Below are 13,479 nucleotides of genomic sequence, written 5' to 3'. Positions count from 1 at the left end.
AGGCTGCCCGCGAGGTCTTCCACCTGGTCGGACAGCTACAGTCAGGACCCCGCTCATAGGGGCTGTCGTGACAGATGAGAGGCTTAGGCGGGTGAGTGAGACACCGTCGAACACCCTGCAATACCGCTTTGACGGGCCAGAAGAGGCTCCCGTCCTGATCTTGGGTCCCTCCCTGGGTACCACATGGCACATGTGGGACCGCCAGGTCCCGGAGCTGGCCCAGCAGTGGCGCATCTTCCGGTTCGACCTGCCGGGACACGGTGGTGCGCCCGCGTACCCGGCGGGCTCGGTCGGTGATCTCGCCGAGCGGCTGCTCGCCACCCTCGACGGCCTCGGCGTGCAGCGCTTCGGCTACGCGGGCTGTGCGCTCGGCGGTGCCCTCGGCATCGAACTCGCCCTGCGCCACCCGGAGCGCCTCGCCTCGCTCGCCCTGATCGCCGCCTCGCCCCGTTTCGGCACGGCCGACGAGTTCCGGCAGCGGGGTGTGATCGTGCGCACGAACGGGCTCGACCCCATCGCCCGCACATCGCCGGACCGCTGGTTCACCTCCGGCTTCGCCGCCGCCCAGCCCGCGATCACCGAGTGGGCGGTGCAGATGGTGCGCACCACCGACCCCGGCTGCTACATCGCCGCCTGCGAGGCACTCGCCTCCTTCGACGTGCGGTCACAACTCGGCGGCGTCACCGTGCCCACCCTCGTCCTCGTCGGCTCGGACGACCAGGTCACCGGCCCGGCCGAGGCCCGCACCCTGGTCGCCGGCATACCGGACGCCCGCCTCGCCGTCGTCCCCGGCGCCTCCCACCTCGTACCCGTCGAGCAGCCCGCCGCCGTCACCGACCTGCTGGTGCGGCACTTCTCCACCGCCTGGCAGCCCGCCTACGACTCCTCCACCGGCCAGATCGCCATCCCGGCCGCCCCGGTCAAGCCGGTCCTGGCCGCCGCGCCCCCGCAGCCCGCGCCCGTCGCCGAGATCGCCCCGGCCGTCGCACTGCCCCAGACGGCGGGCCGGCCGGACCCCTACGACGCGGGGATCAAGGTCCGCCGCGAGGTGCTCGGCGATGCGCACGTCGACCGGGCGCTGGCGCAGGCGGACGAGTTCTCGGGGGACTTCCAGGAGTTCATCACCCGGTACGCGTGGGGCGAGATCTGGGACAGACCCGGCCTCGACCGGCGCTCCCGCAGCTGTGTCACCCTCACCGCCCTGGTCGCGGGCGGCCACCTGGACGAACTCGCCTTCCACATCCGCGCCGCCCTGCGCAACGGCCTCACTCCGGGCGAGATCAAGGAAGTCCTGCTCCAGGCGGCGGTCTACTGCGGCGTACCGGCGGCGAACAGCGCCTTCAAGGTGGCGCAGCAGGTCATAAGGGAGGAGACGACTCCCACGGAGTGATCATCGGGGAGGTACGGAGTGATCGTCAGGCAGGTGTCGACGCCACCACCCTGTGCCGCCCGCCGCCCCGTCCGCGGAGGCAGGATGGTGCCATGAAGCTCACGAAGAAGTCGCACGCCTGCGTCCGCCTGGAGAAGGACGGACGCACGCTCGTCCTCGACCCCGGAGGATTCAGCGAGGAGGACGCCGCAGTCGGCGCGGATGCGATCCTCGTCACGCACGAGCACCCCGACCACTTCGACGAGGCGCGCCTGCGGGCGGCGCTGGAGGCCAACCCCGCCGCAGAGATCTGGACGCTCAGGTCCGTGGCGGAACAGCTGACGGCGGCCTTCCCGGGCCGTGTGCACACCGTCGGCCACGGCGACACCTTCACGGCCGCCGGCTTCGACGTCCAGGTCCACGGCGAGCTGCACGCCGTCATCCACCGCGACATCCCGCGCATCACCAACGTCGGCTATCTCATTGACGGCGGCCGCGTCTTCCACCCGGGGGACGCCCTCACCGTTCCCGACCACCCCGTCGAGACGCTGATGCTGCCGGTCATGGCCCCCTGGAACAAGATCGCGGAGGTCATCGACTACGTCCGCGAGGTCAAGCCGCAGCGCGCCTACGACATCCACGACGCCCTGCTCACCGACCTGGCCCGGCCGATCTACGACCGCCAGATCGGCGGTCTCGGCGGCGCGGAGCATCTGCGCCTGACGCCGGGGGACTCGGCGCAGGTGTGAGCGGTCCCACCCCGGGCGGGGCCGGGTTGTCAGTCCCGCCCGGTAGGTTGTCAGGCATGCGCATCGCCACCTGGAACGTGAACTCGATCACCGCACGCCTGCCGAGGCTCCTGGCCTGGCTGGAGAGCAGCGGCACCGACGTGCTGTGCCTCCAGGAGGCCAAGGTCGCCGAGGACCAGTTCCCGATCGACCCGCTGCGCGACCTCGGCTACGAGGCGGCGGTCAACGCCACCGGCCGGTGGAACGGCGTGGCGGTGCTCTCCCGCGTCGGACTCAAGGACGTCGTCAAGGGCGTGCCCGGCGATCCCGGCTACGACGGCGTCGTGGAGCCCCGCGCCATCTCCGCGACCTGCGGCCCGGTCCGCGTCTGGTCGGTGTACGTGCCGAACGGCCGTGAGGTGGACCACCCCCACTACGCCTACAAGCTCCAGTGGTTCGAGGCCCTCAAGGCGGCCGTCGCGGGCGACGCGGGCGGCAGCCGCCCGTTCGCGGTGATGGGGGACTACAACGTGGCCCCGGCCGACGACGACGTCTACGACGTGGCCGCCTTCGAGGGCCTCACCCACGTCACCCCCGCCGAGCGCGCCGCCCTCGCATCCCTGCGCGAGTCCGGCCTGTCCGACGTGGTCCCGCGCCCCCTCAAGTACGACCACCCGTACACCTACTGGGACTACCGCCAGCTCTGCTTCCCCAAGAACCGCGGCATGCGCATCGACCTGGTCTACGGCAACGAGCCGTTCGCGAAGGCGGTCACCGACTCCTACGTGGACCGCGAGGAGCGCAAGGGCAAGGGCGCGTCGGACCACGCGCCGGTGGTCGTGGATCTGGACGTGTAGGGCAGTGCCCTCCAGCGCGTCCGGCGTTTGAGGACGAGGCCGTTCAGGCCGATACGGGGGTCCGGGGGCGGAGCCCCCGGACGGCCACCACGACGTCGGCCAACGTCACGGCACCAACGCCCGCAGATCCACCGAGTCGGCCAGCGCAGCGAGCCCGGCGTCGCCCGGATGCAGATGGTCCCCGCTGTCGTACGCGGGAAGCATCCGGGAGGGCCGCGCCGGATCCCGTACCACCGCGTCGAAGTCGACCACACCGTCGAACCCGGCGCCGGAGCGGATCCACTCGTTCACCTTGACCCGCTCCGCATCGACCAACGCCGTGCACCGCGCTTCCCCCTCGCACGGCAGGATCGTCGCCACCAACATCCGCAGCCCGCGTGCGTGCCCCCGGTCGGCGATCTCCCGCAGCCCCGCGATGACTTGCTCGGCAGTGGTCTGCCACCGCACATCGTTGATGCCCTCGAACACCACGGCGGTACGCGCCGACGTCTGCGCCACGACATCCCGATCGAACCGGTACAGGGCGCTCACTCCGGCCGTGTCCGTCGACACCCCGTCACCGGGATAGCGGTCGCTGACCACACGGTTGCCGGAAATCCCCTGGTTGAGCACCCCATAGTGCGGGACCACACTCTGGTTCAGCAGCCGTGTGGCGAGCACATTGGGCCACCGCCGGTTGGCGTCCGTCGTGGACTTGTCGCCGTCGGTGATCGAGTCCCCCAGCAGCACCACGGACCCGGGACCACCGCCCACATCGACGCCGGTCAGCAGCGGCCAGCTGGTCAGGACGGTGCCGTACTGTGCCGCCGAGCCGTCCGCCGTATGGTCGCCCGGCCCGCTCACATACGACCGCTGCTGTGCGAGCCGGTGCACGGGTGCCGCCGGCACGGTCCCCGGCAGATGGAAGCTGACCAGCAGATTGGTGTCCGCGGGCACCTTGAAGGCGAGCGGATCGCTGTACGCCTGCGCCCCCGCCGGGATCTGGACGCCCGCCGCGCCCCCGAAGGTCACCGCGACCGGTGTGCCCCGCGCAGCCGCGCCCGTCTGCTGCACCGCCACCGTGGCGCTTCCGATCCGCACCGGCGCCGCCGCGAAGGTGTTGTCGAACCGCAGCCGTACCCGCGGCCCGCCCGCCGAGGTGTGCACCACCAGCCGCAACGTCCGGTCGGTCCACGGCCCCACGGTCGGATAGCCGCCCGTCGCTGCCGTCCAACTCCCCGTCCAGCCCGGAGCGGGGGCCCGTACCGAGACCGCGAACACATGAAGTCCGATCGCGTGCGGCAGCCGTACCGAGGCGACCTCGCGCCCCACCACGAGCGGCACGGTCATGACGTACAGCCGTGCCCGCTCGGTGAGTTGACCGGCGGGCGTGTTGATGTGCGGCAGGGCGACCGCCTTGGTGGCGAGCGGGCCGGTGCGCCAGTCGGGGGCGGTCAGGCGGTAGGCGGACCGGGTGCCGTCGACGTACTGGACCGTGCCCGTTCCGCCGGTGTCGGTGCCGTCCGTGCCCGCCACGAGGAACGCGAGCGCGTCACCACGGCCGCGCACCCGCACGTCCTGGCCGCCGGCCCGGACGTTGTCCGGCTTGCCCGGCTGCCGCTTCGGCCAGGTCAGCCGGGCGCCCTGCACGGTGAGCGCGCGGCCCGACGTCCAGCCCGCCGCCGCGAGGTCCTGCGCCGACAGGGAGGCGCCCGCCCCGTCGAAGTTGGCCTCGGCGGGCCGGGAGTCGTCACTCACGGCCACGTTGTCGAAGAGCCGCTCCAGCGGGAGCGGCGTGGCTCTGCGCTCGGTGGCCGCCTGTGCGGAGACCCCCGGCACCAGGGCCGCGAAGAGAGCGATGACGACCGTGGAACCCCACACACATCGGCGCAACTCCGACTCCTCCCGTTCACGACCGTTCAGGACGGCGTATGACTGCGCATGACAAGTTCGGGTGAGACTTCAGGTGGGACATTCAGTCGGGACGTTCGAACGAGCCGTTCAGACGAGACGCAAGACGCACCGAGAAAGTAGAGAGGCACCCGTGACCCGTCAACGAGCCATGCCCGAAGTCGGCGTGAACTCGACCGGAATCGACGGCCCGCGCGCCTGTGGTGCGTTCGGCAGTGCGAATGACACGCTTGGCGTATGAAGATCCCTTTTTTGGGCCACCGGCCCGAGAAGCGCGGGGCCCTCGATCCCGAGGGCATCGCCGAACTGCTCTCCGAGTGCGAACTCCTGCGTTCCCACGCGTCCCGGGCGGGGATCCAACTCGACGACACCGCGGCCTCGTTGGAGGCGCTGGATCAGATGGTGCCGCGCTGGAGGGATGACGAGGAGGTCCTGCCCTGGCTGGGCAACGACGCCGGGCTGTATCTCGGCACCGTCATCGTGCGCACCGTTCCCGGGGCCGCCTGGGAGATCTGGCCGGACGGTCAGCCGGTCGTCCGGCTCGCCTCCGGCCGTGAGTTCGATGTCGTGACCTCGGGGCAGGAGTGGGCCGCGAACGGGGTGCCGGAGCTGTCGCAGTTGTACGCGGAGGTCGCGGAGGCGTGAGGTCCTGAAAGGCGAGCACCTCAGGGGCGGATTGGCATAAGAGCCGCATAAATACGGCTTATGTCCGAAAAGTGCGTGTCATGCACTAAGTCTGCCCTTGTCTGGATAGTTTGCGGCCATCACTACGCCGAAATCCTTGCCGTGTCCGACCTCGACTACGATGTTCCGTCCGTCCCCAAGGCCGTGGCGGTCGCCCCGGCCGCGACCAGGGACGCTGCTGCCGGGTGGGGATCCCCCCACGGCCCCTGGGCGCAGGGGCAGCAGGGGGCAGCAGTCATAGAGCCATACCCGTCCGGCGCCGGCCGGAGATCACTGTTCGCGCAGTGGAATCGACACGTATGACGGGTCGTTCGCCGGCGAGGAGAAGGTCAGCCGCGCGCCGGACGGGTTGTGCTCGATGTAGAGCGGGTCGACGGTGTCGACGACCAGGGCGAGCCGATGCCCCGCCGGGACGTCGTAGGCCGTGGAGTACAGCTCCAGGTCTACGCCGAACGGCTTTCCGGGTGTACGTCCGTGGAAGGTGTACGGCGCGTTGCTGACCAGCTTGCCGAGGCCGAGCGGACCCACGTCGTAGAGGTAGGCGACGAGGGTGCCGCTCTCCTTGGTCGGGGTGACGGTCGTGTGCAACTTGGCCGTGCCGCGCACGTGTTGGGCCGTGGCGTACTTCTCCGACTGCCATACGCCCGCCCAGAGCCGGGGGATCAGCGGGATCGAGGCCACCGGGGGCAGCTGGGCCACCTGGTCGAGGATGCTGGACAGGAAGACGACCCCGCCGTCCGCGCCCGAGTTGACGTTCGTGCGGATGGTGGTCGTACCGCCGAGGGCGATCTTCCTGTTGGTCGCGCCGACCGACTTCCAGTCCGGGTAGCCCTCGTAGCCGCCCGTGGAGCGGGACTTGAGCCGCACGGGCAGTTCGCGGTTGATGCCGTTGGCCTCGCCCTTGAGGTAGTGGTCGAACCAGCGCTCGGTGTCCGTCCACACGTCGTTGGGCAGGCCGAACAGTCCGGTCATCTCGGCGGTGGCGTGATCGCCTGGCCGGAACTCCAGCCGCTTCGGGCCGGTCAGCTTCTCGTAGAAGTCCGCGTACTGGTTGGGCGGGAAGATCGTGTCGCCCCAGGCGTTGGCCATCATGACCGCGGCGCCGTTCTTGTTCAGTTGGTCCACGTATGTTGCGACCGAACGTTTCTTCCCCCAGTTGATCATGTCCTGTTCCTTGGACAGGTTGGAGGCGTAGAAGTCGTTGAAGATCTGCCGGACTTCGGCGCTCTGGCGGCCGGTGACCAGGCTCGCGCCGTCCAGCAGTCCGGCCGCCTGGACGTGCTGGGTGCGGCCGGAGTAGATCGAGCCGATGAGGTCGGCCCAGCCGCTGAGGGCGGCGACCGCCCTGACGCGCTTGTCGTGCGCGGCGGTCAGCAGGCTGATCCCGGCGCCGTAGGAGACGCCCACCATGCCGATGTGCCGCGCGTCGGCCGGGGTGTTGGCGAGTGCCCAGTCGATGACCTTGGACGCATCGGCTATGTCGGGCGGGCCCGCCACTTCTATCTCGCCGCCCGACTGCCAGAAACCGCGCACGTTGTAACTGACCACGACATAGCCCGAGTTCGCGAGCTTCTGCGCCTGCGCGAAGTACTCGATCTGGGGCAGGCCCCAGCTCGTGGGCAGCACGAGCAGCGGGTAGCGGCGCGTGCCGTCGGCGCCGGCCGGTGTGATGACGTTCGCCTTGAGGGTGGTGCCGCCGTCGCCGGTGATGTCGACGAAGCGGACGTCGTTCGGGGCCGCTTGGGCGGCGGGGGCGAATCCGAGGGCGCTGCCTGCGATCAGAGTCGCGGAGACGGCGCCCACGGCGGTCGTACGCAGGGTCTTGCGATGGGTTCCCACGGGTCACTCCTCACTCGTGTCAGTGCAAAGTGACCGAACGGTAACCTCGACCTCTTACCGCAAGTAACCCGCCGGTAAGTTACGTGGCAGTAACGATTACCGGAATGTGATGAACCTCAGGAGGCTCGGTGGGTATTGCGGGGAGTCTCCGGTGTCGGCAGCGCCGTCTGCGCCGCCCGTGTCACATCCGCGACCAGCTCCACCACATCCGGGCCGTACGCCTGCGAGTTGACCACCTTCAGCAGCAGGACGAAGGAGCTGTTGCCGTGCTTGCGGGACAACCGCTCGTGGTTGCGGGCGAGGTAGCGGGTCGAGGCCTGGTTGGTGATCGCGGTCTGCCCGCAGAAGAGGAAGACGGGGCGGGTCTCCTGGCTCTGCCCGACGGTGAGCCGGGCGAGCAGCGCGTACTCCTCCTTGCCGACCTCCACCCGGTAGCGCTCGGAGCCGACCTGGAAGGCGCCCCGGTCCGGGCCGGGTTCGGCATCGACGTTCACCCGCACCCCGGGCAGCAGCGAGGCCAGGTGCGCCGTCATACGGCGGTTCGAGGCAGGGCCGCCGACGCAGAACTCGGTACGTTCGCCGAAGCCCTGGCGTGCCGTGTCGTGCGGGACGATCTGGGCGTGGGCGTTGCAGTCCTTGATCAGGGCGGCGAGTTCGAGCAGGGCGAACACGTCGTACCGCATCACCGTCAGCTCGGGTCCGCCGGCCCCGCGGTTGACCACCAGCAAGGACTCCGCGTTGGCGGGCAGCCCGAAGAACGCCTGCTTGCGGCGGAGCTTGCGCTTCCACAAGTAGGTGCGGGCAAGCCAGCCGAGCGCGGCACTGATACCGGCCGCGACCACGCCCAGGACGATGTTGCGCACGTCGTCATTCATGGGCGCGCATGCTAGCGGGCCCATGTGGCCGGTACGTACCGGTGTTCGACGTGTGGCGTTCGCGTTACGGGTCTCGGAGAGGGTCTGTCGGGTCCCCCGCAATGCGGTTACGCTGCGCGGACGGTCCTGACTGGAGGTGTGGATGCGTCGCCCTGTCGCGCGGAAGCTGTCGGTCCTGGCGGTCTCGGCCGCCATGGTCTCGGTGGGGGCGGCGGCGCCGCCCGCCGCCGGTGCCGACCCCGTTGAGAAGGCACCGGTGGCCGTCGGCTACGGCGGCGCCGTGTCCAGCGTCGACGCGGACGCCTCCGCCGCCGGTATCGAGGTGCTGCGCAAGGGCGGCAACGCCGTCGACGCCGCCGTGGCCACGGCCGCCGCGCTCGGCGTCACCGAGCCCTACTCGGCCGGCATCGGCGGAGGTGGCTACTTCGTCTACTACGACGCCAAGTCCCGCACGGTGCGGACCATCGACGGCCGTGAGACCGCGCCGCTGACCGCCGACTCCGGCCTGTTCGTGGAGAACGGCACGGCGATCCCCTTCGCCGAGGCCGTCACCAGCGGCCTGAGCGTCGGGACCCCGGGCACGCCCGCCACCTGGCAGCAGGCACTGGACAAGTGGGGGAGCAAGGGGCTCGGCACCTTGCTGAAGCCCGCCGAGCGGCTCGCCCGGGACGGCTTCGTCGTCGACAACACCTTCCGCGCGCAGACCGCCTCCAACGAGACCCGGTTCCGCTACTTCCCGGACACCGCGAAGCTGTTCCTGCCGAACGGGGCGCTCCCCGTCGTCGGCTCCACCTTCAAGAACCCCGATCTCGCCCGCACCTACGCGGAGTTGGCGGGCAAGGGCGTGGGCGCGCTGTACCGGGGCGACCTCGCCGACGACATCGTCGACACGGTCAACCACCCGCCCGTGGACCCGAGTTCCGGCTGGAAGGCCCGCCCCGGCGACCTCTCCGCCAAGGACCTGGCCACCTACCGCGCCAGGTCCCAGGCGCCCACCCGGACCTCGTACCACGGACTCGGCGTCTACTCCATGGCGCCCACCTCCTCCGGCGGCACGACGGTCGGTGAGGCCCTCAACATCCTGGAGAACACGGACCTTTCGAAGGCGAGCCAGGCCCAGTACCTGCACCGCTACATCGAGGCCAGCCGCATCGCCTTCGCCGATCGCGGGCGCTGGGTCGGCGACCCCGCCTTCGAGGACGTACCGACGAAGGAGCTGTTGTCGCAGCGGTACGCCGACTCGCGGGAGTGCCTGATCAAGGACGACGCGGTGCTGACGAGCCCGGTCGCGCCGGGTGACCCGCGCGATCCGACGTCCTGTGACGCGAGCGGCACGGCCGCCCCGACCACCTACGAGGGCGACAGCACGACCCACCTCACGGTGGCCGACAAGTGGGGCAACGTCGTCTCGTACACGCTGACCATCGAGCAGACCGGCGGCAGCGCCATCACGGTCCCGGGCCGTGGCTTCATCCTCAACAACGAGCTGACGGACTTCTCCTTCACCCCGGCCAGCCCCGCCGTCCACGACCCGAACCTGGCGGGCCCGGGCAAGCGGCCGCGCTCCTCGATGTCCCCGACGATCGTCCTCGACCAGCACAACAAGCCGGTCGTGGCGCTCGGTTCGCCCGGTGGCGCGACCATCATCACCACCGTGCTGCAGACGCTGACCGGGTTCCTGGACCGCGGCCTGCCGCTGGTCGACGCGATCGCCGCGCCGCGCGCCAGCCAGCGCAACGCGGCGCAGACCGAGCTGGAACCCGGGCTCTACAACAGTGAGTTGAAGGCCGAGCTGGAGGCCGTCGGGCATTCCTTCAAGCTCAACCCCGAGATCGGCGCGGCAACCGGCGTGCAGCGGCTGCCGGGCGGCAAGTGGCTGGCCGCCGCCGAGACGGTACGGCGGGGCGGCGGCTCGGCGATGGTGGTGCGGCCGGCGTCGTAGCGACTCACCGGCACTTCGCCTCGTAGCGACTCACCAGCATCCCGCGTCGTAGCGACTCAACGCACCCGGCGTCTCACAGCTCTGGGGCGGGCGGCAGGTCTTCCGTGCGGAAGGCGAGCCGCCCGTCCTGCACGTCCACCGTCACCCGGCCGCCCTCGCTGATCCGGCCGTCCAGGAGGAGCCGGGAGAGCTGGTTGTCGACCTCCTTCTGGATGGTGCGGCGCAGCGGGCGGGCGCCGTACTCGGGCTGGTAGCCGCGCTCGGAGAGCCAGTCGACGGCGGCGCCCGTGAAGTCCACCGAGACGCCTTGGGCGTGCAGCAGACGGCGGGTCTTGTCGAGGAGCAGGTTGGTGATCCGCTCCAACTGGTCGGGCGTCAACTGGCGGAAGACCACGATCTCATCGATGCGGTTGAGGAACTCGGGCCTGAAGTGCTCGCGCAGCGGCCTCAGGATCCGCTCGCGCCGCGCCTCCTCGTCGGCCTCCACGTCACCCGCGCCGAATCCGATCCCGGAGCCGCCCCGGCTGATCGCGTCGGAGCCCAGGTTGCTGGTCATCACGATGACCGTGTTGGTGAAGTCGACGGTCCGGCCCTGGGAGTCGGTCAGCCGGCCGTCGTCCAGGACCTGGAGCAGGATGTTGAAGACGTCCGGGTGGGCCTTCTCGACCTCGTCGAGCAGGAGCAGCGAGTACGGGTGCCGGCGGACGACCTCGGTGAGCTGGCCGGCCTCCTCGTGCCCGACATAGCCGGGCGGGGCGCCGACCAGGCGGCTGACGGTGTGCCGTTCCTGGTACTCGCTCATGTCGAGGCGGACCATGCGCTCCTCGCTGCCGAACAGCGCCTCGGCGAGCGCCCGGGCCAGCTCGGTCTTGCCGACGCCGGTCGGGCCGAGGAAGAAGAAGCTGCCGATCGGCCGGTCGGGGCTGGCGAGTCCGGCCCGGGAGCGCAGTACCGCGTCGGAGACCACGCGCACGGCCTCCTCCTGGCCGACGACCCGCTCGTGCAGATGCTCCTCCAGACCGAGCAGCCGGTCCTTCTCCTCCTCGGTGAGGCTGCTCACCGGGATGCCGGTCTGCCGGGACACGACCTCGGCGATGGCCTCGGCGGTGACCTCCAGATTCAGGCCCTCGTCGACCTCTTCGTCCCCGGACGCGTCCGTGATGCGCTGCTTCAACTCGACGATACGGTCGCGCAGTTGAGTCGCCTGCTCGTACTGTTCGTCGGCGACCGCCTGGTCCTTGTCCCGGGTCAGCTGCTCGACCTCGCGCTCCATGGTCCGTACGTCCGTGCCCTTGGTCCGCGTGCGCAGCCGTACCCGGGCGCCGGCCTGGTCGATCAAATCGATCGCCTTGTCCGGCAGGCGGCGGTCGGTGAGATAGCGGTCGGAGAGTCCGACGGCGGCGACGAGCGCCTCGTCGGTGTAGCGGACCTGGTGGTGGGCCTCGTAGCGGTCGCGCAGGCCGCGCAGGATCTCGATCGCGTCGGCGGTGGTCGGTTCGGGAACGAGGATGGGCTGGAAGCGGCGGGAGAGCGCCGCGTCCTTCTCGATCCTGCGGTACTCCTCCAGCGTGGTCGCGCCCACGACGTGCAGTTCGCCGCGCGCGAGGGCCGGCTTGAGGATGTTCCCGGCGTCCATGGAGCCGCCCTCGCCGCCGCCTCCGGCGCCCACGACGGTGTGCAACTCGTCGATGAAGACGATCAGTTGGTCGGAGTGCGAGCGGATCTCGCCCACGATGTTGTTGAGCCGCTCCTCGAAGTCGCCCCGGTAGCGGGTGCCCGCGACCACGCCGGTCAGGTCCAGCGCGATCACCCGGCGGCCGCTGAGCACATCGGGCACGTCGCTCTCGGCGATCCGCTGGGCCAGGCCCTCCACGATCGCGGTCTTGCCCACGCCCGCGTCGCCGATCAGCACCGGGTTGTTCTTGCCGCGCCGGGAGAGCACCTCGATGGTCTGCTCGATCTCCTCGTCCCGTCCGATCACCGGGTCGATACGGCCCCGGCGGGCGAGGTCGGTGAGATCGCGGCCGTACTTGTCGAGCGTGGGCGTGCCGGTGTCGACGCGGGGCCGCTGGTCGGTACCCGGCCGCTGAGGGGCGGCGTCCGGAGCCTCGGGCGGCATGCCGGACGGGGCGAAGCGGGCCGCGTTCAGGATGTGCCCGGCGGCCGAGTCGGGGTTCGCGGCGAGGGCGCTGAGCACATGCTCCGGGCCGATGTAGCCGGCGCCCCGTGCGCGGGCCAGGTCGTGCGCGTCCAGCAGGGCGCGTTTGGCGGCCGGGGTGAGGGAGAGCGACGTCGGCGGCGGGGCCTCGCCCGGCGGGTGCTGGACCGGGCCCGAGCGCTCGTCGATCTCCGTCGCCAGCGAGTCGGGATCCGCGCCGGCCCGGGTGAGCAGGCTCCGGGTCGGCTCGGCGGACAGCGCGGCGCGCAGCAGGTGCTGGGTGTCCAGGTCACGGCTGCCGTGCTCGGCGGCGTACTGGGCGGCGCCCCGCACCAGTTCCCGGGCCGGCTGGCTGAGCAGGCGGCCGATATCGATCTGGCGGGGGCCGGGGCGCGGTCCGCCGAAGAAGCGGGCGAGGAATTCTCCGAAGGGGTCGTAGTCCTCCGGACCACCATTGAAGCCGCTGGTCATGGCGTTCCCATCCGGCGTCCCTGCGCGGGCAGGGTCGCCCTCGCTGATCGGCGTGCCGGAGTCGGGTAACCCGAGCGAATGCCGGTTACACCTGGCCTCGCGTTCGTAGAACACCTTCGCACGAACGGTGGGCGGGGGCACCTTCAGGGAACGTGGGGGAGGGCCCGTCGGGCCCGCGCTCGATCAGCCGCCGACGAGCAGGCCTGACGCCGCCGGGCCCGCCGGGCCCGCTGGGCCCGTCGAGGTCGCCGAGGTCGCCGAGCGCGCCGCGTGTCTGCGGACGCCGGTCCGTGCGGGCTGGTCTCGTGTGGTGGTGGGGAGTGGCGGGTCGGGTCGGGAGAGTGTGGTGGCGGGGAGAGTGGTGAGCCGGGCCGGCCGCGTGCGGTGGCGGGGAAGCGGCAGGCCGGGACGACCTCGCGTCCGGCGGTGAGGTGGTGGCGGGCCGGGGAGCTGTCCGCCCAGCAGGGCTAATGGGGCGCGGCACGCCCTTCGAGCGGATGGCGACCTCGCCGCTCAGTTTCGGGCGAGGGATTGGGCGGTGGCGGTCCTGTCGCCGGCCCCCCGGGGGCTGGACGGCGACCTTGCTGCTCGGATTGCGGTGAGGGGCTGGGCGATGGCGACTTTGCCGCCCAGTTCTCCCACTGGCGCGCCCGGTGACGGTGACCT

9 protein-coding genes are annotated in these 13,479 nt (G+C 70.9%); 5 read left to right on the top strand and 4 right to left on the bottom strand.

Annotated features, from left to right (window positions below; genetic code table 11):
* The first annotated feature begins 91 nt into the window (after nt 1–91).
* From pcaC to ACIA8X_RS10560, 3 genes are all read left to right on the top strand, one after another.
* Entirely contained in the window at nt 92–1,390 is a 1,299-nt protein-coding gene (gene pcaC / locus ACIA8X_RS10570) for a 4-carboxymuconolactone decarboxylase (protein WP_399458189.1), read from the top strand.
* A 92-nt stretch (nt 1,391–1,482) separates the two neighbouring features.
* Nucleotides 1,483–2,118 carry an MBL fold metallo-hydrolase gene (locus ACIA8X_RS10565; protein ID WP_393445440.1) on the top strand — a complete coding sequence of 212 codons (636 nt, stop codon included), beginning with the start codon at nt 1,483–1,485 and terminating at the stop codon, nt 2,116–2,118.
* A 56-nt stretch (nt 2,119–2,174) separates the two neighbouring features.
* Nucleotides 2,175–2,954 (top strand): exodeoxyribonuclease III, encoded by a 780-nt coding sequence (locus ACIA8X_RS10560; RefSeq protein ID WP_393445438.1) that lies wholly within the window; start codon nt 2,175–2,177, stop codon nt 2,952–2,954.
* 105 nt (nt 2,955–3,059) lie between these two features.
* On the opposite strand, the gene ACIA8X_RS10555 is transcribed toward ACIA8X_RS10560, so the two are convergent.
* Complete coding sequence (locus ACIA8X_RS10555; RefSeq protein ID WP_393445436.1) at nt 3,060–4,826, bottom strand: SGNH/GDSL hydrolase family protein; 1,767 nt, start codon at nt 4,824–4,826, stop codon at nt 3,060–3,062.
* 255 nt (nt 4,827–5,081) lie between these two features.
* Here ACIA8X_RS10555 and ACIA8X_RS10550 point away from each other — a divergent pair, with 255 nt between their 5' ends.
* Nucleotides 5,082–5,489 (top strand): DUF6278 family protein, encoded by a 408-nt coding sequence (locus tag ACIA8X_RS10550; RefSeq protein ID WP_093905695.1) that lies wholly within the window; start codon nt 5,082–5,084, stop codon nt 5,487–5,489.
* A gap of 309 nt (nt 5,490–5,798) precedes the next feature.
* Here ACIA8X_RS10550 and ACIA8X_RS10545 read toward each other — a convergent pair whose 3' ends face one another.
* Nucleotides 5,799–7,367, bottom strand: coding sequence for a CocE/NonD family hydrolase (locus tag ACIA8X_RS10545; protein ID WP_393445433.1), 1,569 nt, complete (start codon nt 7,365–7,367; stop codon nt 5,799–5,801).
* A 116-nt stretch (nt 7,368–7,483) separates the two neighbouring features.
* A complete protein-coding gene (locus tag ACIA8X_RS10540) occupies nt 7,484–8,242 on the bottom strand; it encodes a hypothetical protein (protein WP_399458188.1) in 759 nt (252 codons plus the stop codon).
* A gap of 142 nt (nt 8,243–8,384) precedes the next feature.
* Here ACIA8X_RS10540 and ggt point away from each other — a divergent pair, with 142 nt between their 5' ends.
* Complete coding sequence (gene ggt / locus ACIA8X_RS10535; RefSeq protein ID WP_399458187.1) at nt 8,385–10,184, top strand: gamma-glutamyltransferase; 1,800 nt, start codon at nt 8,385–8,387, stop codon at nt 10,182–10,184.
* Between the two features lie 73 nt (nt 10,185–10,257).
* Here the strand turns inward: ggt and ACIA8X_RS10530 are convergent, their stop codons facing one another.
* Entirely contained in the window at nt 10,258–12,813 is a 2,556-nt protein-coding gene (locus ACIA8X_RS10530; protein ID WP_399458186.1) for an ATP-dependent Clp protease ATP-binding subunit, read from the bottom strand.
* Between the last annotated feature and the right edge of the window lie 666 nt (nt 12,814–13,479).

The organism is Streptomyces sp. NPDC051738 (assembly GCF_044453205.1).
In the GTDB taxonomy this organism is placed as follows: Bacteria; Actinomycetota; Actinomycetes; order Streptomycetales; family Streptomycetaceae; genus Streptomyces.
This window is presented reverse-complemented; position numbering and strand designations above follow the sequence as displayed.